This window comes from Chryseobacterium sp. C-71, from assembly GCF_020911865.1.
GTDB lineage: Bacteria > Bacteroidota > Bacteroidia > Flavobacteriales > Weeksellaceae > Chryseobacterium.
In genome coordinates this window covers 206,541-227,789 of sequence record NZ_CP087131.1, presented here as the reverse complement: position 1 = coordinate 227,789, position 21,249 = coordinate 206,541, and the positions used below count along the sequence as shown (strand labels likewise).

Here is a 21,249-nt window from a genome sequence, read left to right as displayed (position 1 = left end):
TTTGCAAGATTAACGATAATAAATCTCATTCCAACGAAGGGTATTCTTAAAATCACGGATTTTTGTGTCTTCATCGATAAAAAGAGATTCAATTCCTGCAATTTCTGCAAAATCTTCCAGCTGCTCTGCACTGATGTTTTCACTGTAACACGTGTGATGCGCTCCACCAGCCAAAATCCAGGCTTCTGCAGCCGTGTACAAATCAGGAAGCGGCTTCCAAAGAACTCTTGCCACAGGAAGTTTTGGTAATTCTTCAGTGATTTCCAACGCTTTTGTTTTATTAATTAAAAGCCTGAAATGATTTCCAAAATCCATCAAAGCAGCATTCAGAGAATCGATATTTCCTCTTGAATTGAAAACCAAACGAACCGGGTCTGCTTTTCCACCAATTCCCAACGGATGGATCTCACAAGAAGGTTTGTCAACCGCCAAAACAGGGTCAACTTCCAGCATATGCGAGCCTAAAACCGAAGGGTTTGAAGGATTTAAATGATAAGTGTAATCTTCCATAAATGCGTTTCCACCCTCAAGACCTTGTCCCATCGTTTTCATCGCACGAACTAAAGCGGCAGTTTTCCAGTCACCTTCTCCTGCAAAACCATAACCTTTTTCCATTAACCTCTGAACGGCAATTCCCGGAAGTTGTTCCAAACCGTGAAGGTCTTCAAAAGTATCTGAGAAACCTTTGAAATTTCCGTCTTTCAGGAATTTTTCTAAACCTAATTCTATTCTTGCAGCTGCTTCAAGAGATTTTCTGTTGCTTCCGCCTGAAAGGAGAGATTCAGCCATTTTGTATGAGGCTTCATATTCTTCCATCAAAGTTTTGATTTCGCCATCGCCAATCGAATTGACAACGCTAACCAAATCCCCGATTCCCCAAGTATTTACTGAAAATCCGAATTTGGTTTCCGCTTCTACTTTGTCGCCATCTGTAACGGCAACATATCTCATATTGTCGCCAAAACGAGCGAATTTTGCACCTTGCCAATCGTCCCAACCTGCTGCAACACGGCTCCAGTTTCCGATTTGTTTCTGAACTCTTTCGTCTGCCCAATGTCCTACAACCACTTTTCTGTTTTTGCGAAGACGACTTACCATAAATCCAAATTCACGGTCGCCGTGAGCGGCCTGATTCAGGTTCATAAAATCCATATCCATCGTAGCCCACGGAATATCCTGATTGAACTGCGTATGAAGATGCAACATTGGTTTTTGTAAGGCGGTCAAGCCACGAATCCACATTTTGGCAGGAGAAAACGTGTGCATCCAGGTTACAATTCCGATGCAATCTTTGGCAAAATTGGCGGCTGTAAGAGTTTCAAAAATTTCTTCCGTCGTTTTTACGGTTGGTTTTAAAACCACTTTTACAGGAATAGATGACGAAGCATTGAGAGCTTCCACAATTTTCTTTGAATGTTCGGCAACCTGAGCTAAGGTTTCAGGTCCGTATAAATGCTGGCTTCCGGTGATGAACCAGATTTCTTTTGTATTGAGAGGTGTTAACATATTTTTAGTTGATGGTTGTTGGTTGATGGTGGATGGTTGATAGTTATTGGTTTATTATAATTATTTTTTAGTGTGTACCTACAGTCATTTAAATTGAACCCTTCGGGTTCTGTGGATTTTGTACATTTCTCATTCATAGGTTTACACCTACGGCTACTGATATTGAACCCTTCGGGTTCGTAGTCCTCTATTGAATGACGATAATTGCCAAAAGCAAAAAAGCTAAAAGCCATCCGCCAGAAGCCAAACTACTGTCCGTAATAGGCATTTTTGCCGTGTTTTCGTTCGTAATGTTTTTTGATGAGTGAATCTTTCAGGCGTGGCGCATTTGGGTTGATCTGTCTTGTGCGATACGCCATTTCTGCGATGGTTTCCAGAACTTTGCTGTTGTAAACGGCTTTATCAGCGTTTTTCCCCCAAGTGAATGGTCCGTGATTTCCGATGAGAACCATTTCGACTTCTTCGTAAGACAGTTCTTTTTCTTTGAAACAATCTAAAATCTGAATTCCGGTGTTGTATTCGTAATTTCCTTCAATTAAATCATCACGCATTGGCGGTGCACAGGGAATATCTGTCGTCAGATGGTCTGCGTGTGTCGTCCCGAAAATCGGAATATCCATTTGTGCCTGAGCCCAAGCTACAGAATAAATAGCGTGCGTATGGGAAATTCCGCCGATTTTTTCCCAGTTTTTGTAAAGGTAAGCGTGGGTTTTGGTGTCGGAAGATGGTCTTAAATTTCCTTCAACCACATTGGCATCGTAATCTAAAATCACAATGTCTTCCGGTTTCAACAATTCATAAGGAACACCGCTTGGTTTGATGGCAAAGATTCCTTTTTCTCGGTCGACGGCACTTACGTTTCCGAATGTATAAACCACCAGCTTCAAAGCATCCAACTGCATATTGGCTTCGTAACATTCTCTCTGGAGTTCTTTATAGATGCTCATTTTATTTTTATTAAATGATTGAAAGATTAAAAAATTAGATATTGAGATTCTTCAATTGTGTCGGGCTTTAGCCCGATGTCTGATCTTTGATTCTCATTCGGCTTTAGCCAAAATTTATAATAAGTTTTGGCTAAAGCCGATTTGATTGTTTATTTATTAAACGGACTAAAGCCCGTTTCTATTGATTTAATTCCAGCAGTGAATCGTTTGCAGCCCGACCTGAGTGGAGCTCTTTTTGTGTAGCAAAGCGGAACAAAAAAAGCGGGAACGGAGGGCGGATAAAGCTGCCATAAAAATTTTGGTTATTGTTTTTTAGTTGATGGTTCTAATTATATATATTCAATTAACAGGTCGCCTCTACGAGGCTTGATGTGTATGGATGCTTATGTTTGGCTATTAACTGTACGCTCCTACGGAGCTATCAAAACCAGATTGTAAACTTCTATCAACTACAAATTCTCAAATTTCGACATCTTTTTCGATTTGATATTTTTTTCCGTGAAGTCTGCGAGAATCTGATATTGGTTCATCAACTCTGCATATTTTTCTACGTGTTCTGCCTGCGGGAAATATTCGGCTTCGAAATCGGAACCCATTTTCTGGCTCGCGTCCTGAACATTCGGGTAAATTCCGGCTGCAACGGCTGCGTAAATGGCTGCTCCCAAAGCCGGAGCCTGGTCTGAAGCTGCCACCACAATCGGCATATTCAGGACGTTCGCCAAAGTCTGCATAATGAACGGTGATTTTCTGGCAACACCGCCAATTCCGATGACTTTTTCGATTTTCACGCCTTCTTCTTCGAAACGGTCGACGATTTTTTTGGAACCGAAACAAATGGCATTCACCAATGCTTTGAAAATATGTGGTGCTTTTGTACCTAACGAAAGGTTGCTGATAGCTGCTTTCAGTTCCTGATTGGCATCGGGCGTTCTTCGTCCATTCACCCAGTCTAAGGCAATGGGAACGGCTTCGGAAAGTGGAATTTTTTCGGCTTCCAAAGTAAGATTTCGGATGAGATTGTTTTCTATTTCTTCCTTTAATTGTTGTTTTTGATTTTCATCAATAACATTAGAATTCATCAGAATATTTTGAGTTGGCCACATCAGAATATCTTTGTACCAAGCCAACAAATCTCCGAACGCAGACTGACCAGCCTCAAGCCCCATCAATCCCGGAATCACAGAACCATCTACTTGTCCGCAGATTCCTTTGACCGTTTTGTCTCCGATAATATCGTTGGGTGCAACCATAATATCGCAGGTGGAAGTTCCCATAATCCTAATCAAAGTATTCTCCTCCACTTTTGCGCCGACTGCTCCGGAATGGGCGTCGAAAGTTCCTACGGCAATCACTGTGTTGGTTGTCAAGCCTAGTTTTGCTGCCCATTCTTGATTTAAATTTCCTGCAACCTCATCAGAAGTGTAAGTTTTATCGTACAACCTGTCACGAAGTTCAGCCAATGACGGGTCTAACTGACCGAGGAAATCCTTTGACGGCAATCCATCCCACGATTCGTGCCACATTGCTTTGTGACCCGCTGCGCAACGGCTTCTTTTAAAGGTTGATAAATCCTGATTATCGGAAAGGAGAAATGTGATATAATCGCAATGTTCCATCCAGCTGTAAGCCGCATTTTTTACATTTTCATCGACTCTATTAATATGAAGAATTTTTGCCCAAAACCATTCGGAAGAATAGATTCCGCCTTCAAATTTGGTATAATCTTCGCCGCCCCAATTTCTCGCCAAATGGTTGATTTCCTCGGCTTCTGAAATTGAAGTATGGTCTTTCCACAATACCATCATTGCATTTGGATTTTGTTCGAAACCAGGCGTTAAAGCCAATGCAATTCCTTCTTTGTTTACCGGAAGCGGTGATGAACCAGTGGTATCAATACAAATGCTGACAATACTTTCGGGTGCTACTCCACTTTCTTTTACCACATCGGAAATGGTTTTTTCCAAGCCTTCGATATGGTCTAAAGGATGCTGACGAAATTGGTTTTGTTCCGGCTGGCAGAATTTTCCTTCTTTCCATCTTTGGTAGTAGCTTACGGATGTTGCGAGTTCGGCTCCGTTTTCTGTATCAATCAGGACTGCACGAACGGAATCTGTTCCATAATCTAATCCGATAACATATTTCTTCATTTTTATAATGAATTAAATTTTAATAAATTTTTACATTTCTCCAGTTGAGAGATTAAAACAAATATAAATTTTTATTTTAAATAAATGTAAATATTACACTTAATTTTAATTTTTCTTTTATTGATGGTGCTTAACGGCTATTTTATCTTTAAAACAACAAAAGAATTGGCTGGAATTTGAACAGAAAACTTCCCTTTTTTTATCAAAAAATTCTCTTCAAGAGGTTTTATGTTTTCTGTTTGGAAATTATTTTCGGCAGAAAGTTGAGAAGCAGTCAAGGTTGTTTTAGTTAATTTGCTTCCTAATTTGATGTTTTTTGGATTGATTTCAACTGATTTTTCCTGAGAATCTGTATTGACTATTTTGATGATTACTTCATTATTTTTACCGTCTTTCACCGCGGATGCAAAAAGCTGATTTTGTCCTTTTGCAGCATTTCCGTTTTCAGAAATTTTAATTAAATCGGTTCCTTTATTATTGGAAAATAATTTCTGAACATAATAATTTGGTGTTGCGTAAGACTGTAAATTATTAAACCAAATTAAATCCGGTGTCCATTGCCAACCGTCTGCGTGGGCAAAAAGCGGTGCATAGGAAGTCATTGTGACCACATCTGCATTTCTCTCCAATCCGGTCATAAAAGCGGCTTCTGATAATGCCGTTTGCCAGTTATTTTTATTGTCAGGTTTTACTACACCAACCGATTGTGCAGCATATTCTCCTGCAAAAACTTTTGGTCCCGAACGGTCGTAATCATCATACCTTCCGGCATTTTTTGTAAACCATTCGGGTGAATTGTAATAATGTTCGTCGACAATCTGTGCATTGAGTTTTTTGAGCTCTTTCCATCCATATTCAAAAAATTCTCCGTCCGGCGACGGTCCGCTTCCTGAAATGATTTTAATATCAGGATATTTGGAATGAATGGCTTTTTCAAAAATCTTGTAACGCTCGATATAATCTTCTCCCCACTGTTCGTTCCCAACACCGATATATTTCATATTGAATGGTTTTGGATGTCCCATTTCAGCACGAATTTTACCCCATTTAGTATTGACATCTCCGTTGGCAAATTCGATTAAATCCAAAGCATCCTGAACGAAAGGATTTAATTCCTCCAAATGAACCAATTCGGCTGTGTTGAACTGGCACGCCATTCCACAACTTAAAATCGGTAAAGGTTCTGCTCCCAAATCTTCGGAAAGCTGGAAATATTCGTAGAAACCTAATCCGAATGATTGGTAATAATCAGGAGTGAGGCGATGGGCAAATCCAGAACTCCATTTGTCGATGAGATATTCTCTATCGGCGACATTTCCTAAAGTTTTTTTCCATTGATATCTTTCTGCAAGGGTTCTGCCTTCGACGATACAGCCACCCGGAAAACGTAAAAATCCGGGTTGCAAATCATATAATTTCTGCACCAAATCTTTTCTCAAACCACCTTTTCGTCCTTTCCAAGTATCTTGTGGGAAAAGCGAAATCATATCCATATTTACCACGCCGTTTCCTGTGAAGGTGATCTGTAGTTTTGCTTTTTTAACCGTTTTTGATGGATAAAAAACAGCCGTATATTTTTGCCAGCCTTTTCCTTTGATCAAAATCGGAACTGTAGAAATTACGACTCCGTTTTCATCAATCAGACTTGCATTGACCGCAGAAATATTTCCTGATACATTTTCCAAGTCAAAACTGAAATCATACTTTGCACCTTGATGAAGTCCAATTCCTCTGAAACCTTCATTCTCTAAAATGTAATTTTTGTCATTGTAAACGGTTATTCTTGCGTAATTTTTATTGGTTTTGGAATCGTCAGAATAAATAGTCAGAAACCCGGAATCTAAATTCGGAGAAAGGGTTTTAGTGTTTTGTTGTTTCCAGCCCATCAGAGGTTCATCAAATTCGAAGCTACGGTTTTTGATTAGTTCGGCATAAAGACCGCCATCTGCTGCAAAGTTGATGTCTTCGAAGAAAATTCCGTACATCGTTGGCTGGATTTTGATGTTGGTAGATGTTCCGTCTAAATCTAAAGTAAACTTTGAGGTTTGTGCCGATGAAAATGCAACGCAACCAGAAAGAAGAAGGGTGAAGATTTTATTTTTAGTTTTCATTTATACTATTTTTTGATTGTTCAAACAGACACTTCGACTATGCTCAGTCTGACATCTCTAATACTTAATGCGTGATAATCTGTAATTATTTGACTTTTAACTGCATACTTTTCAATCCTGCATTATCAGAAGTTCCACCGTGAAAAATGGTATAATCTCCAGGTTTTGAAACCAAATCATCTGCTTTTTCGTCATAAAATTTGAATGATTCTTGAGAAATTGTGAGTTGGATATTCTTTGTTTCTTTAGATTTAATAAAAACTCTTTCAAAAGCTCTTAAAGTCTTTACAGGCGCCAAAACATCGTTATTTCTTTTCACATAAACCTGAACAACTTCTTCACCGTCTCTTTCTGAAATGTTGGTAACCGGAATTGTAATAGTCAAATTTTCTTTACAATTAATAGAGTTTTTACTCAATTTAGCATCTCCATAAGTAAATTTTGAATAGCTCAAACCGTGACCGAATGCATACAAAGGTTTTTCTGTCATATAACGGTAGGTTCTTCCCTGCATATCATAGTTTTCAAAACCCTGATGCTTGCTGGTTTTAGAAAGTGCATTGTCCAGTTGCTCGAGATTTTTGTAAAAGGTAATCGGCAATTTTCCAGACGGATTGTAATCTCCTGCCAAAACATCCGCAACCGCAGTTCCGCTGGATTGTCCTCCGTACCAGGCATTTAGTAAAACATCGTAATTTTTTTCGTCTTGTTCCAGACCAAGCGAACTACCTGTGCACAAAACGAAAACAACAGGTTTTCCGGTTTTTCTTAATTCTGCAAGCAATTCACGTTGAACTTTAGGAAGTTCTATCGACGTTTTATCGCCGCCTTTGAAACCTTCTGCGCTAACCAACATTTCTTCGCCTTCAAGGCTTGGAGAAAGTCCGCCTGCAAAGACAATGACATCTGCATCTTTTACTTTTTCTTTTACTGAAGCGAAATTTACCGGGTCTTTTTTATACACTTCAAAAGCAATACTTACATATTTACCTTTTTGGGAATGGCGAAGTTCTATCTGATATTCTTTTCCTTTCTGCATTTTTACAGGAAATTCTGAAGGATGTCTTGCATCGGGACCTTTTCTGGTAGCGATTTCCTTACCGTCAACAATAAGCGTGTAAATATCTGATGTTGCAGCAGAAAATATCACATCGCCACTATAATTGCTTTTAAAAATGCCCGAAATTTTTGCTGAAGTATTTTCTCTGGCAACACCTGCAGCGAGTTGCGTTCCGCCAAAACTATTATATGTGATTGAAGTATTATTGACTGATGTATTGACCGGTTGACCTTTGAATTCATTATTATTAAAAAATTCTACCTTCATTCCTTTTTGTCCGTTTTTCTGACTGACAAAATTTTGATAGAGCGAAGTTCTTGCCGTAGGATCTGCGACTTCACTTCCTTTTTCATAAATAATCTCAGCATTCGGAAATTTGGCTTTTATTCCATCTAAAATTGTAACCGTTGAAGAAGGTGTTCCGTTATAATTTCCCAACTGCATTATTCCATCATCTGCATTGGGGCCAACAACTGCGATTTTTTTAATGCTCTTATTTAAAGGCAAAACATTTTTGTCGTTTTTCATCAGAACGATTGACTTTTGAGCCATTTTCAAAGCCTGTTTCTTATGTTCATCCGAATCTACAACCGAATATGGAATTTGGTTCCAATGCACGGACGATTTTGGGTCCAGCATTCCGAGCTCAAACCAGCCTTTCAGGATTCTGCGCATTGATATATCGAGGTCTTTTTCGGTGATTAATCCGCTGGAAAGAGATTTATTAAGATTGTTGTACGTATCTCCACATTCCAAATCAGTTGAATGTTTTAAGGCATCTGCAGCAGTACTTTTTTCATCGGGATGGGTTCCGTGGTATTTTTCCTGATAGAAATCTGCCAAAGCCCAACAATCGGAAACTACCATTCCGTCGTACTTCCATTTTCCGCGAAGAATTTCGGTAAGCAAAGTATTGTTGGCGCAGCACGGCTGTCCGTCGAAAGCGTTATACGCACACATTACTTCCCTTACATTTCCTTCTAAAACCAAAGATTTGAAAGCAGGAAGATAGGTTTCGTACAAATCTCTTTTGGAAACTTCCGCATTGTAAGAATGGCGATTCCATTCCGGACCGCTGTGAACGGCAAAATGTTTGGCGCAGGCATGAGTTTTGAAATATTTCGGGTCATTTCCCTGCAAACCTTTTACGGCAGCAACGCCTAAAACGGAAGTCAGGTAAGGATCTTCTCCATAGGTTTCCTGACCTCTTCCCCATCTCGGATCTCGGAAAATATTGATGTTTGGCGTCCAGAATGTCAGACCTTCGTAACGTCCGGTTTTACTGGCTTCATCGAAAGATTTATTATATTTTGCTCTGGCTTCGTCAGAAATCATTTCAAATGTTTTGAGATGTTCCAGAACGTCCCAGGTTGCTGCTAAACCAATGGCTTGAGGAAAAACTGTCGCTGTTCCAGCTCTTGCAACACCGTGAAGCGCTTCATTCCACCATCCGTAAGCGGGAATTTCCAATCTCGGAACTGCTTTGGAATTGTCCATCATCATCCCTATTTTTTCTTCCACCGTTAATAATCCGAGAAGATTTTCGATTCTTTGTTCGGTGGGAAGTTTGGGGTTTTGGAAGGGGTGTTTGTATTGCTGTGCATAGCTAATGCTACTGATTACAAATAATAAGGTGAACAGAATTTTATTCATATTGTTGATTTTAAATCCATTATTTTATTCATTTGGCTCAAATAAAATCACTGGATGTGGCTTTATAATGTGATAAAGGCAAATATAAGATTCTATTTTTAATAAATGTATAAAATACACTTGTTTTTTTTATCTTTAATATTTTGGATACTTAATTCACGAGATAATCATTATCAATCTTCCGAATAACCACATAAGAAAAGCCACCAGAAAAACTGATGGCTTTAAAATTAAATTTTTAATAAATTATTTTTTAATCAACTTACGAGTTACCGTTTGACCGGAATCAGATATTTCAACGAAATAAACTCCAGCAGGAAGGTTTGCAATATTAATTTTATTTTTACCTGAAGAGAGTTTCTGCTTTCCAGCAATCAAGCTTCCTTTTGCATCAAATAGTGAATAGTTTGCCGTGTTTGATTTAAGCTCAACAAAAAACTCATTTTGCGCAGGATTAGGATAAACACTTACCTCATCTTTTATCATTTCATTCTGAGAAACGGCAAGCGTAGCAAAACTTAATGGAAGAAAAGTATTGGTGTAAGTATTTTCTTCAGTAATATATCCCTGGAAAGGATTTATAAAAGGTTCGTTCCCGGCAGTTACTTTATAGAATCCAGTAACTCCGTTTTCTGTTTTAAGCACGTACGCTCCGGCAGGAACTTTTATCATATGATAAACCCCATTCATCTGATTTACAGTTATTGCTTTTGGAGTTGATACATTACCTGAACCAACAAAACTAATATTTCCGGTAGCATTAACGAGTACAGGTGTATTTGCAGGAATGATACCATTGGTAATCTGTGTGGATGCTACACCCGTTGCAGACGGAATCATGGTATATGCGGTAACTCCCGACGGAATACTTGCCTCAAAAGGCAGTAATACAACGCCATAATCGCTGAAATTTCGTGTGTATGATGCGGACGTTGCAGTAAAATTAAATGGCACCTGAAAGTCTTTCCCCTGATCGGAAAGAGTAAGTGTATTGCAGGCATTTCCTGATACCACGTTTGTGTTGTTATTGTTCACAGAACTGTTAACGTAGAATAAACTGTTTACATTTTGAGAGGTACTGATCCAGCTTGATGTCGAATTAATTCCAGTTGTATTTCTAAAATCTAATGAAGTATAATATTCATTTTCCAAGGCATCCATAAGATTACTGTCTGTAGATGCGTATGCTGCTTCAAACTTTGATGCTCTTTCGTTTCCTACATTGAAGTAGACATCGCCAAGCGTTAGTGTAAGAATAGAACTGAAGTTTCCGCTTCTCAAACCAATAATACCTTTACATCCAAAAGGAAGAACGGATCTTGATATATCAAATACCAGATTAAAACTGCCTGATCCCGGCGTTGGAAACGCTACACTTCCGTAGTTATGATTTCTTAGTGTTCCACTTGCATCAATATAATATAATGTCGTATTAGAAGAAGTTGGCAAATTACTTGTCGTATAACTCAAAACGTTAAATACCAGTTTATTATATCGATCATTTAATGCTACATATCCGTTTGCTGCGGTAGTATTTGAACTGATAAGTGGCGTAGAGTTATAAAACGTAACTGTCTGACCAGATAATTGATGACTCGTACCAAAAGCCGGATTTGTAGTCGTCTGAGTTTCAATTTTATTATAATGCATCTCTGTTCCTGTCATTAACGATACCGGTCGGTCTCCACTTTTATTAAATACAAAAGTCATTACGCTTGAAGGAGCCACTGTAATCTGCGGTCTGAACGTATCAGCAGAAAATGTGAATGGAGCAGAAACCATATTCGAAGTTTGTGACGTCGTTGTACTTGTTCCTGAATTGGTAAAAAACGGCAGATCTGCTTTCAGGTTATACGAGTTTGAAGATGAATTGATGACCACCAGTGTAATCTGATTTCCATCCTGTGAAATGTATGATGAACCTTCAAGTGTCCCGTTAGAGACTTCCCATTTGGCATCAATTCTCCTTTTACCCGTTGTCGTCTTTGCGAACTGTGATAAAATATATCCTCTTTTTGTCATCTCACCTGCTACGGTACCATTTGTACCATCCCCCATCATTCCGTAATATCTTTTTGATGCGTAATGAACCCACGCATTGATGTTGCCAAGCATTGCATTGTTGACACTTCTTGCAAAGGTGAAACCGTCGATTGACCAATTGAAATCTCTCGCAGGAACGCTGGTATTGGAATTCCAGTTGATTAGATATTCGGTTTGCCAAATTTGTTTGTTATTGTTCTGAAACTGCTTGTAAACTGACTGCATAGAACCATACTGATGACCTCCATACACTTCAAAATTGGCCATGGTTGCTGTATTCAAAAATGCATTTGCAAAATTATCGGTGAAACCAACACTCTCAGGAGCAATAACATTGCAGTTAATCAACTGACCGTAATCTCTCACAAAATTTGCGATCTGCGTTGGCGTCCAAATGCAGCCTGCGTACTGCGCCATCTCATCGGGTTCATTTTGAATTGAAATGTAATCAAGCATTACTCCGTTTGTCGCAAGATATGTAACGAAACTGTTCAGGTGTAAAGCATAATCCTGATAGTGTTCAGGTTTCAGATACCCTATTTGCTGTACACCATTGGCATCAGTAAAAACTGCATTCGAATTGTTGTTGGTCTTCCATGCCGCCGGCATTGTCCATGGGCTTGCAAAAACAATAAGTCCCATTGATTTTGCCTGCTGTGCCGTGGCTAATGCCTGAGGCCAGTTGGCAGGATCTTCCGGAATATACAGCCTCAACATGTTGTAACCCGCATCAGTAGTACCGGCTCCCCAGAGTTTCTGAATTTCTGTAGGGGTCATGTGATTGTAGGCAAACTGCGGACTGCAGACGAAACCTCCGAATCCTGTAATGTTCTGATAAGTAATATTCTTATCAATTTTTACTTTTGCGGTCTGTGTACTCTGTGCATGAAGATGCCCCGTGAATACGATACCTGCCATGGCAGCAAGTACTAAATTGACTATTTTTCTCATAGTAATAATTTGATTTTAAATGTGACATAAATTTTAATTTAACTCAATATGTTATTATTGTTTTTTGAAATATAAAGTGTGGAAAATTGATTATTTATTTCCTGAATAATCACTTTCCGGCGCACCCAAATAACTTGGTTTAAGACCTCCTGTGTTGATTAAAATCTTTTCTAAAACAATTCCCGGTTCTAAAACTCTGAAACGTAAAGTATGCTTTCCAGGTTCTGAAATCTGATGCTTTGTAATTGATTTAATGATGTGTTCCGACTGCCATCTTCCCAATTCGCCTTTGTAGTGTCCATTGAAATTAACTGTTTGTGATGTTTCGCCATCAAATGAAATTTCATATCGTATTCCTTTGTTGTGATTGTAATTTAAAGTCGGAGCTAAAAGAAGCTGAACTTCAAATTCGCCTTTGGATTCGAAATTAATATCGTATTCCAGATAGATATTTTCATCGGCTTTGGGATAGGCGTTTTGTGGAAAAGTCGTAATTCCCGATTTTGTTTTTCCGAAATCAGGAATCACTTCCCAACGAATTCTGTCTGAATTATTCATTCTTTCAAAATTTTCGGCTTCGATAGAAACATAACCTTCTTTCTCTTGGAATACTTTTTCCTTCGGAACTTTTGCTTCAGAAACGTAAGTGATTTCAGGCATTATATTTTCTTTCCCTTCAAACCAGGCTTTGTAACCTATCTTCATTTGGTCCATCATATGCGTCCATTTTCCGCCTGCAATCTCATTGTTGTATTTATTATCGAGGTAAGCATTTCTTTTAAAACATTCCTTTACTTTATCTGCATAATAATTGGCTTTAAGATCATTTTTGGCAGCTAATTCTTTGTTTTTAGCAACAGCATAATACATTTCATACAAATTACTGCACGCATCAATCGGATAAAGAACCAACTGATAATACGTATCCTGATATTCTGCCGGAATCTGGTCTTTTAAACGTAACGCATCTACTGCCAAAGCTCTGTAATCATTCAAAACCGTTTCAAATTCATTATAATTTTCAAGACTGAATGTTTTGCTATCCAACGTTTCCGGAGTTACTCTGCGGTTATATTTTGCATAAAGATTAATCATTCTGGCAATTTCTTTAGAATATTTTTCGCCAAATTGCTGCGCAGACCATTTTTCCGTGTATTCCAAAAGGTTTTTAGAATTAAACTGTTTCGGGTTCCACGCCATCTCCAGAAAGAAACTGATTGGAAATTCCATTGGTTTCAAATCGCCAACATTCACGACCCAGACTTTGTCTACTTTATGCTCGTAAGAAAGATTCATCTGCTCCCAAACTCTCTGGATTGGATTAATGTTAATCCATTTAGAATTTCTTGGTCCGCCCACATAATCGAAATGGTAATACATTCCGTAACCGCCTTTATGCAAAGGTTTTGAAAGGTCGGGAAGCTTTCTCACGTTGCCCCAGTTGTCATCACAAAACAGCAAAATCACATCACCCGGAACTCTCATTCCTTTGTCATAATAATCCTGAACTTCTTTATACAACGCCCAAACCTGCGGCGTTTTATTCGGATTTTTTCCTGTAACATTCTGAATAATTTTACGCTGGTCTTTTACGATGTTCTCAAGCAAAGAAATATTAGTTCCCTCTCCCATCGCTTCGTCGCCGTCACCACGCATTCCTACTGTTACAAGCTTTTCCCAGTTTTGGCTTCTCACAATTCCCGCTTTCCAGAAATCATGCAAGACTTTGGCGTTTTTTGAATAATCCCAAACGTTCGGAAGATTATTTTTTTTGATGTATCTGTGCCAGTCTGCCTGAGCCTGAGCCATTGGTTCGTGGTGTGAAGTTCCCATTATGATTCCCATTTCGTTGGCTAAAGGTCCGCTCAAAGGATCATCGTCATAGAAGGCTTTTCCCCACATCGCAGGCCAAAGATAATTGGCTTTTGAGCGAAGAAGCAGTTCAAAAACCTTTTCATAAAATTTAGAATTGATTCCTCCAAAAGTAGCTCTTGCCCAACCACCGAGCGAAGGTTCTTCATCATTCAGGAAAATTCCGCGGTATTCTACGGCAGGTTCTCCATCGGTATAAATTCCTTTTTTGAAATATAAATTTTCTTTGACTTCAACCGGAACATCTGCCCAAAAATACCACGGCGAAACACCAATCTGCTGCGAAACTTCATAAATTCCGTAAATCGTCCCTCGTTTGTCGCTTCCTGCAATGACAATGGCTTCCGAAACTCCGGGAAATGGATTGCTGATATTCTGGATAATGTATTTTTCACGTTTTCCGGTTAGTGCTTTTCCGTCAATTTTTTTTTGTTTGATTAAATCATCAATCACAGATTTTGTTCCTACCGTTCCGATGATGATTAAAGGAGAATTTATACCGGAAACCTTATTCAAGATGTTCGGTTGCTCGCCTGTGACTTTCTGGAAATCGGATTGAAGGTTTTTTACAGCTCTTAAAATTCCATTGTCGATTTCTGAGTTTGTGAAAATGGATAGACTAACTGATTTTTCTTTTAATACAATGTTTTCGGATTTTTTTTCTGTGCTGATAAACGGCTCTGTTGCATTGATCTGCAGACAACATCCGAAAAATGCGACGAGAAAAAATATTTTTATTCGATTCATAATCTTTTATTTTTATTAATAATGAAATCTTGCTGATGAATTGAACCCTTTCAGGGTTCGCATTTTATTTATATTTCGTTTTCCATAGGTTGCACCTACGGCTATTGCTATTGAATCCTACGGATTCTTTAATTGCAGCGAATCTCTCGCAGCCCGGCTTGAGCGGAGCTCTTTTTGTGAGAAGGAACGACGAGCAAAAAAGCGGGAGTGGAAGATGGATTAGCTGCCCAAGTCATTCCTGCATTAATTCTTCAACACAAATCCGCCATTCGGCTGAATCTCAATTTCGTATATTCCTTTTTTATTGATGGAAACTGGTTTTGTAAAGGTATTTCCGGATTTATCATCATTAATCAGTTCAACATTTTTGCCCGCCAACATCGGAAGATTGAGTTGAAGTTTTTTTAAAGTTTTCTCTGCATTCACACCTGCGACATACCATTTGTCCTGATGTCTTCTCGCAATGACAGAATATTTCCCGGGATAGCCGTCGATAAAAACCGTTTCGTCCCAAAGTGTGGGCACTTCTTTCATAAAATCCAATTGGAATTTCGGAGCATCGGTCAGGTTATTGGGCATTACCGCAAACATCTGAATAGGATTCTGAAACAGAACCGCTGTTGCCAATTGGAAACCATCTGTTGTGTGTCTTTTATTTTTGCCTTTATTTGATTTGGTTAAAAATTTATTGAGAAAAGTTCCGCCAAATTCCATACTTCCGACCGTGTTTCGAATGAATGGATGTAAAGTGGCAAAAAAAGCTTCCTGCTTACGAACGTCTTCCGAAAAATAAAGCATTTCCGAGGCTAAAACAGCTTCGCTTCCTGCATAATTGGGATACATCACTTCCCAACCTCTCGGCAAAGTAGCACCGTGGAAAATAATGGTCAAACCAAAATCATTGGCGTCCGATAAAATATCTTCGTACAGACGCATCGTTTCCTGCTTGTCGCCGCCAAAGAAATCGACTTTCAATCCTTTGACTCCGATTTCTTTCAGCCATTTCATTTCTTTTTTTCTCTCAATAGAAGAACTCATTTTATTTCTTGGTCCCATCGGAGCGTCGTTGGCTGAACCGTTTGAATTGTACCAAAGCATCACATCCACATTTTTGGATTTTGCGTATTGGATGAGTTCTTTCATTCTTTCTTTGCCAATATTTTTATCCCAAAGAGCATCCATCAAAATGTATTCATAACCGAGTTTTGATGCCAAATCAATAAATTTTGTCTGGTCATCGTAGTTCATACTATTGTCCTGCCATAAAATCCAACTCCAGGTAGATTTTCCGAATTGATATTTCTGTGAAGGCTCGTAAAGAGGTTCTACCACATCAAATGGAATCGTAGTTTCCACAATTGGTTTTAAAGAATTTCCGACTGTAATAGTTCTCCAAGGTGTTTTTCCGGGCAAAGAAAGTGCTGCGCCTGAACTTCCGAAGCCATTATTTTCCGCCATATTCGGATAAGCAACTTGGTAAAGATTTTTTTCTAAAGTGGCGTCAAGATGCGAAGCGCAGTACAAACTACTGACTCCAGTTTCTGAAAGTAAAATCCAGCCTTCGTTTCCGATATGAAAGAGTCCTGGGAAAACATAACCATAATCTGATTTTGTTCCTAATTCTGAATCGGCTTTGTAGCCACTTTCATAACTTGGTGCTGTTCGTGCAAAACCTGTCATCGATTTCATCATTGGCGAAAGAAATGTTGTCGTCTGTTGTGGAAATCTGTATCCTGTAACTTCCGATTGTACGACAACGCTGAATCGGTCTTTCATTGGCGGAATATCGTATCGGAATGCAACATTGTTGTCACTTACCTGAAATTCAATCCCGATATTGAATTGGTCTGTATTGATAAAATTGACCGTCAGCGTATTGGCTTTATACTCAACTTCGGATTTTTTGATTTTTTCGTTGCTGTATTTTTTGGAAACGAAATCCTTTTTACTGTTGATGAATTTTAAATTTTTAGAAAAATCTGATTCATTGGTAATTAAACCTAAAGGCGATTTTTCCAACATTATTTTCCCCTGAAAAGCCACAGAGTACAATGCTTTTCCTTCTTCTGAAAATACATTCAGTTTCAGTTTTCCGTCCGGACTTGAAATTTCGGCAACCTGTGCTTTAAGTTCTGATAAAAAACAAAAGCTTATGAATAATATAAATAAAAGTGCAAATTTTTTCATTTTAAATTATTTTGAAAACATCCAATAATCGAAAAACATAATGTCTTTTTCCGCTTTGCCATTGAACAGGAAATATAGATTATGAATGCCTGTAATTTTGTTGGATACATTAATTTTAACCGTTTCAAAGCGGTCGTCTCCTCCAGTCATCGGGACTTTTATGGTTCCTGCAAGCGGTCCGTCCAAACTGTCCAAATGAACATCCATCGTAACTCCGCCGTTATGCGTGGTTCCTACTCTTGCCGAAAAAGTTGTTGCTCCTTCTTTTCCAAAATCAACATTTTTTACGCTTGTGTAGGCTCCGTTTTTCTTTGCTTTAATGAAAACTCCTGCGACTTTGTTTTGATAAGATTTTACATTTTCCGACCACGAAATCATCTCCGCCTGATTGAATGCGTAAGGGTTGACGGTTGCAATAGCTTTCGTAATACCATTGGTCATTTTGAATGGAGAAATAGATCCATCTTTATTAAATTCTAATTCCTGCACGCTTATCGAACGTGTGAATCCACTTCCACCCGGCAATGCACCATTGTGATAAAAAAAATAGGTTTTCCCTCTGAAATCAATCACGCCGGGATGATTGGTAAAAGATTTTCCTTCTGCAGGCATTATAATTCCGCCGTATTCCCACGGACCTTGCGGACTTTTGCTGGTGGAATAGCCGATAAATTCTGGCAATGCACCGCCCGGCCAGAAGAGATAATAGAGATTTTTCCGTTTGTACAACCACGGACCTTCTTCGTATTTCGTTGGTCTTTCCGGATTGCCTTCCCGCTTCCCGAAAGATTCTTCGGTCATCGGAACCTCAACAATATCGCCGGAATAGGAAATCATATCTTCATTGAGTTTTACGTATTTTAGTTTAGGATTTCCCCAATACAGATGCGCCTGACCATCATCATCAATGAAAACCGTCGGGTCAATATCGCCCCATTCGCTCTGAACAAGCGGTTTTCCTAGTGGATCGTGAAACGGACCGAACGGACTGTCGGCAACTGCAACTCCAATCGCACCTTTGTTATTGGTTTTGGAAATCATTGGAACGTACATAAAGAATTTTCCGTTTCTTTCTATGCACTGTGCTGCCCACGCATCACGCTTTGCCCAATCAAAATCGTTGTAGGAAAGTATCACGCCGTGGTCTGTCCAGTTGACCATATCGTTCGTTGAAAACAGTTTCCAATTGTTCATCGTAAACCACGTAGAATCGTCTTCGTCGTGACTGGTATAAACATACAAACGGTCATTAAACACCATCGGAGCAGGATCGGCGGTGTAAGCCGTTTGAATGATGGGATTTTGCGCAGACAAAATTCCGGCACAACAAATCAGCAGACCATTCAGTATTGTTTTTAGGGTGTTTTTTTTCACTTTCATAGTAATTCGGCTTTAAAAATTGACTTAATTTGAACTGAATTTCCACCAATCAAAGTAGAAAAGGTCTTTGTTTCCTTTAAAAACGAAATATACATCGTGCACGCCTTTAATATTTTTTACTGAAGATTTAATGGTTTTAAAAACGTCGCCTTCTGCTTTTCCTTTTACCTCAACGGTTCCTAATATCGGTCCGTCCACCGCATCGGTATGAATTTCTATACTTCCGCCATTCATAGAAGCAACTGATACTTCCAGAAATTTTGTTCCTTTGGAAAAATCAACGCCCTGAACTTTGAGGTAATCACCATTGTTAATTGAAGAAACCACCAAACGATCGGTAATTTTTTTGCCCGTATCGTACGGATTATTTCTTTCCCATTCGGTCATTTTTTCTGTTTTTACACCTTCACTATAAGCAATAGTTTCTGCTTCAACTTTGTCATACGGATTCAAAGTCGCAATTCTTTTCACACCTTCGGGATTCCAAAAAGGTAATTTTTGAATGGTGCCATCGGCATTGTAAGTCATTTCGCTCACACAAATGGAACGGCGCTCATAATGCTTGCTTATCGTTTGTTTTCCTAGATTGTAATGGAAACCAAAAATGTAAGATTTTCCTTTGTAGTCAATGATTCCGGGATGATTTCCGTTGGAACGTTTGTCGCTGTCCATAATCATTCCTTTGAATTCCCACGGACCGGTTGCTGACTTGCCCATTGCATAGCCAATCCCTTCCGGACAACACGTTGAGGCATAAGCCATATAATAATTACCATTGCGCTTCCACGCCCAAGATCCTTCCTGATAATGAAACGGGTCGGGAGAACCTTTGACTTTGGCAATCGAAGGTTCTTTCACGATTGGTCCATCAACAGAAATCATATCCTTATTCAGTTTTACGTACCATAAATTGGGATTTCCCCAGTACAGATAAGCTTGTCCATCATCATCAATAAGAACAGTCGGATCAATATCATCGCCTGAATTTTTAACCAACGGTTTTCCAATTGGGTCTTTGAATGGACCATAAGGACTATCTGCCACCAAAACACCGATTCCTCTCTGTCCGGGCATCGGGCAATACATATAAAACTTGCCGTTTCTTTCTATGACTTGTGGAGCCCACGCTCCGTTTTCCGGGTCTGTCCATTTGAAATCTTTTAAGGAAGCCACAACGCCGTGGTCTGTCCAGTTGACCATATCGGTCGAAGTGTACAGCAACCAGTCTTTCATTTTAAATCCGAATGCATCATCTTCATCGTGACTGGTGTACAGAAAAACGGTGTCTTTGTAAACCATTGGCGCAGGATCAGCCGTAAATTTGGTCTGAATGATTGGATTTTGAGCAGACAGCGATAATCCTGTGAGCATCAATCCGATATTTAAAGTATATTTTAAAACTGTTTTCTTAATCATAATCAGTTTTTTTTGAATTTAATATTTAATGATTTGTTCTGTCCAGGTTGGTCCATCGATGTAAAACATTCCGTCTTTGTAATGTACCGGTTCGATTCCCATTTGAGGACCAGATTCCCAAGGCTGAAAAGTCTGACTGTACGGATAAGGTCTTTTTTCATACATAAAATAATGGCAGGAATTCCAAAGATTTCCGTCGGGACCGATGAACAAAGCGTTGTGTCCTGTTTCCTGATAAGGATCTTCGGTATCGGTAAAGAAAAGATTTTCGTAGCCGTTTTCTTTTGCCATTTCAGTTCGGTAACCTTTTTTTCGAGTTCCAAAAATCGGTTCCGGGGAAGCCAGTTCCCAAGGTCCTAAAGGTGATTTTGATTTTAATAAACCCACTTCATAACCTCTTGTCCAGGTGGAGAAAAACATAAAGTAGGTTCCTTCTTTTTTAATAACGAAAGGTCCTTCAATTCCCCCAACCATCCATTCTGGCCAGCCGGGTTGTTTTTTGTCGAGAAATTTTTGGATGGGTGTGGTTAGTTTTCCAGTTTTCAAATCAATTTTAGCCTGAAAAAGTCCGTTACCACTGCAATAGAGATAAACCTGTCCGTCTTCGTCTTCAAACAATGTTGAATCATTATTATATTGAGGTGTCAAAGGTCCGTTGACCAATTTATACGGACCTGTCACTTTATCCGCTGAAAATAACCAAACGCTGTGTGTTGCCATTCCTTTTGGATCTTCTTTTGTCACTTTTCCGCTATTTACGGTCAGCCAATATTTTCCTTGGATAAAATGAATTTCGGGAGCCCAGAATCTGCCGTTGTATGGAGAATCTTTCGGAAGTTTTTTGGCATCAATGATGAATGAATGCTGTTTCCAGTTGATTAAATCTTTAGAAACCAACATTCGTACACCGGGATTTGGACCTGTCCAAACCGGATTGGAAGTTCCCACGCAGTACCACAAATCATCAACTTTAATAATAAAATGGTCGCGCATCGAAATGGCGGAATCTCTGGTTATGGGATTGGTGTAGCGAAATTCTTTCTGTAAGGAAGTTTTGCCTTTTTCAACTTGAGCAAAAACAGTATTCAAAGTAAAAATGAATAATGAAAATGCCAGAATATTTTTTAAAACCTTCATCAATTTAATTTTATTTTTATGTTAATAGGATTGCATCCTATTCTTAATTAATTCGTACGGTTGGGATTCGTTAATTTTTTATCTTATTAATA

The 21,249-nt window shown here is 38.9% G+C and carries 11 protein-coding genes; all 11 read right to left on the bottom strand.

Features of this window, described 5'->3' with window-relative positions; translation table 11 throughout:
• Positions 1-9 precede the first annotated feature (9 nt).
• On the bottom strand, positions 10-1,506 hold the full coding sequence (gene araA / locus LNP04_RS00900; protein WP_229984712.1) for an L-arabinose isomerase: 1,497 nt from the start codon (positions 1,504-1,506) through the stop codon (positions 10-12).
• A gap of 248 nt (positions 1,507-1,754) precedes the next feature.
• Positions 1,755-2,453, bottom strand: coding sequence for an L-ribulose-5-phosphate 4-epimerase (locus tag LNP04_RS00895; protein ID WP_229984711.1), 699 nt, complete (start codon positions 2,451-2,453; stop codon positions 1,755-1,757).
• Between the two features lie 449 nt (positions 2,454-2,902).
• Positions 2,903-4,600, bottom strand: coding sequence for a ribulokinase (locus LNP04_RS00890; RefSeq protein ID WP_229984710.1), 1,698 nt, complete (start codon positions 4,598-4,600; stop codon positions 2,903-2,905).
• A gap of 137 nt (positions 4,601-4,737) precedes the next feature.
• Entirely contained in the window at positions 4,738-6,711 is a 1,974-nt protein-coding gene (locus LNP04_RS00885) for an alpha-L-arabinofuranosidase C-terminal domain-containing protein (RefSeq protein WP_229984709.1), read from the bottom strand.
• An 85-nt stretch (positions 6,712-6,796) separates the two neighbouring features.
• Positions 6,797-9,424: a glycoside hydrolase family 3 C-terminal domain-containing protein gene (locus LNP04_RS00880; protein ID WP_229984708.1), complete on the bottom strand. Its 2,628-nt coding sequence runs from the start codon at positions 9,422-9,424 to the stop codon at positions 6,797-6,799.
• 246 nt (positions 9,425-9,670) lie between these two features.
• A complete protein-coding gene (locus LNP04_RS00875; RefSeq protein ID WP_229984707.1) occupies positions 9,671-12,418 on the bottom strand; it encodes a T9SS type A sorting domain-containing protein in 2,748 nt (915 codons plus the stop codon).
• Positions 12,419-12,508: 90 nt separating this feature from the next.
• Positions 12,509-15,037: a glycosyl hydrolase 115 family protein gene (locus LNP04_RS00870; RefSeq protein ID WP_229984706.1), complete on the bottom strand. Its 2,529-nt coding sequence runs from the start codon at positions 15,035-15,037 to the stop codon at positions 12,509-12,511.
• 243 nt (positions 15,038-15,280) lie between these two features.
• Entirely contained in the window at positions 15,281-17,224 is a 1,944-nt protein-coding gene (locus LNP04_RS00865) for a glycoside hydrolase family 97 protein (protein ID WP_229984705.1), read from the bottom strand.
• A 6-nt stretch (positions 17,225-17,230) separates the two neighbouring features.
• A complete protein-coding gene (locus LNP04_RS00860; RefSeq protein ID WP_229984704.1) occupies positions 17,231-18,604 on the bottom strand; it encodes a glycoside hydrolase family 43 protein in 1,374 nt (457 codons plus the stop codon).
• A 24-nt stretch (positions 18,605-18,628) separates the two neighbouring features.
• Positions 18,629-20,020, bottom strand: coding sequence for a glycoside hydrolase family 43 protein (locus tag LNP04_RS00855; protein WP_229984703.1), 1,392 nt, complete (start codon positions 20,018-20,020; stop codon positions 18,629-18,631).
• Positions 20,021-20,038: 18 nt separating this feature from the next.
• The gene (locus tag LNP04_RS00850; protein ID WP_229984702.1) at positions 20,039-21,157 is read right to left on the bottom strand and encodes a glycoside hydrolase family 43 protein; all 1,119 of its coding nucleotides are present in this window, start codon (positions 21,155-21,157) and stop codon (positions 20,039-20,041) included.
• Positions 21,158-21,249: the final 92 nt, after the last annotated feature.

Bases quoted from the DNA above. Each gene is read 5' to 3' on its own strand.
- araA (WP_229984712.1), bottom strand. From the start codon at position 1,506: ATGTTAACACCTCTCAATACAAAAGAAATCTGGTTCATCACCGGAAGC.
- LNP04_RS00895 (WP_229984711.1), bottom strand. From the start codon at position 2,453: ATGAGCATCTATAAAGAACTCCAGAGAGAATGTTACGAAGCCAATATG.
- LNP04_RS00890 (WP_229984710.1), bottom strand. From the start codon at position 4,600: ATGAAGAAATATGTTATCGGATTAGATTATGGAACAGATTCCGTTCGT.
- LNP04_RS00885 (WP_229984709.1), bottom strand. From the start codon at position 6,711: ATGAAAACTAAAAATAAAATCTTCACCCTTCTTCTTTCTGGTTGCGTT.
- LNP04_RS00880 (WP_229984708.1), bottom strand. From the start codon at position 9,424: ATGAATAAAATTCTGTTCACCTTATTATTTGTAATCAGTAGCATTAGC.
- LNP04_RS00875 (WP_229984707.1), bottom strand. From the start codon at position 12,418: ATGAGAAAAATAGTCAATTTAGTACTTGCTGCCATGGCAGGTATCGTA.
- LNP04_RS00870 (WP_229984706.1), bottom strand. From the start codon at position 15,037: ATGAATCGAATAAAAATATTTTTTCTCGTCGCATTTTTCGGATGTTGT.
- LNP04_RS00865 (WP_229984705.1), bottom strand. From the start codon at position 17,224: ATGAAAAAATTTGCACTTTTATTTATATTATTCATAAGCTTTTGTTTT.
- LNP04_RS00860 (WP_229984704.1), bottom strand. From the start codon at position 18,604: ATGAAAGTGAAAAAAAACACCCTAAAAACAATACTGAATGGTCTGCTG.
- LNP04_RS00855 (WP_229984703.1), bottom strand. From the start codon at position 20,020: ATGATTAAGAAAACAGTTTTAAAATATACTTTAAATATCGGATTGATG.
- LNP04_RS00850 (WP_229984702.1), bottom strand. From the start codon at position 21,157: ATGAAGGTTTTAAAAAATATTCTGGCATTTTCATTATTCATTTTTACT.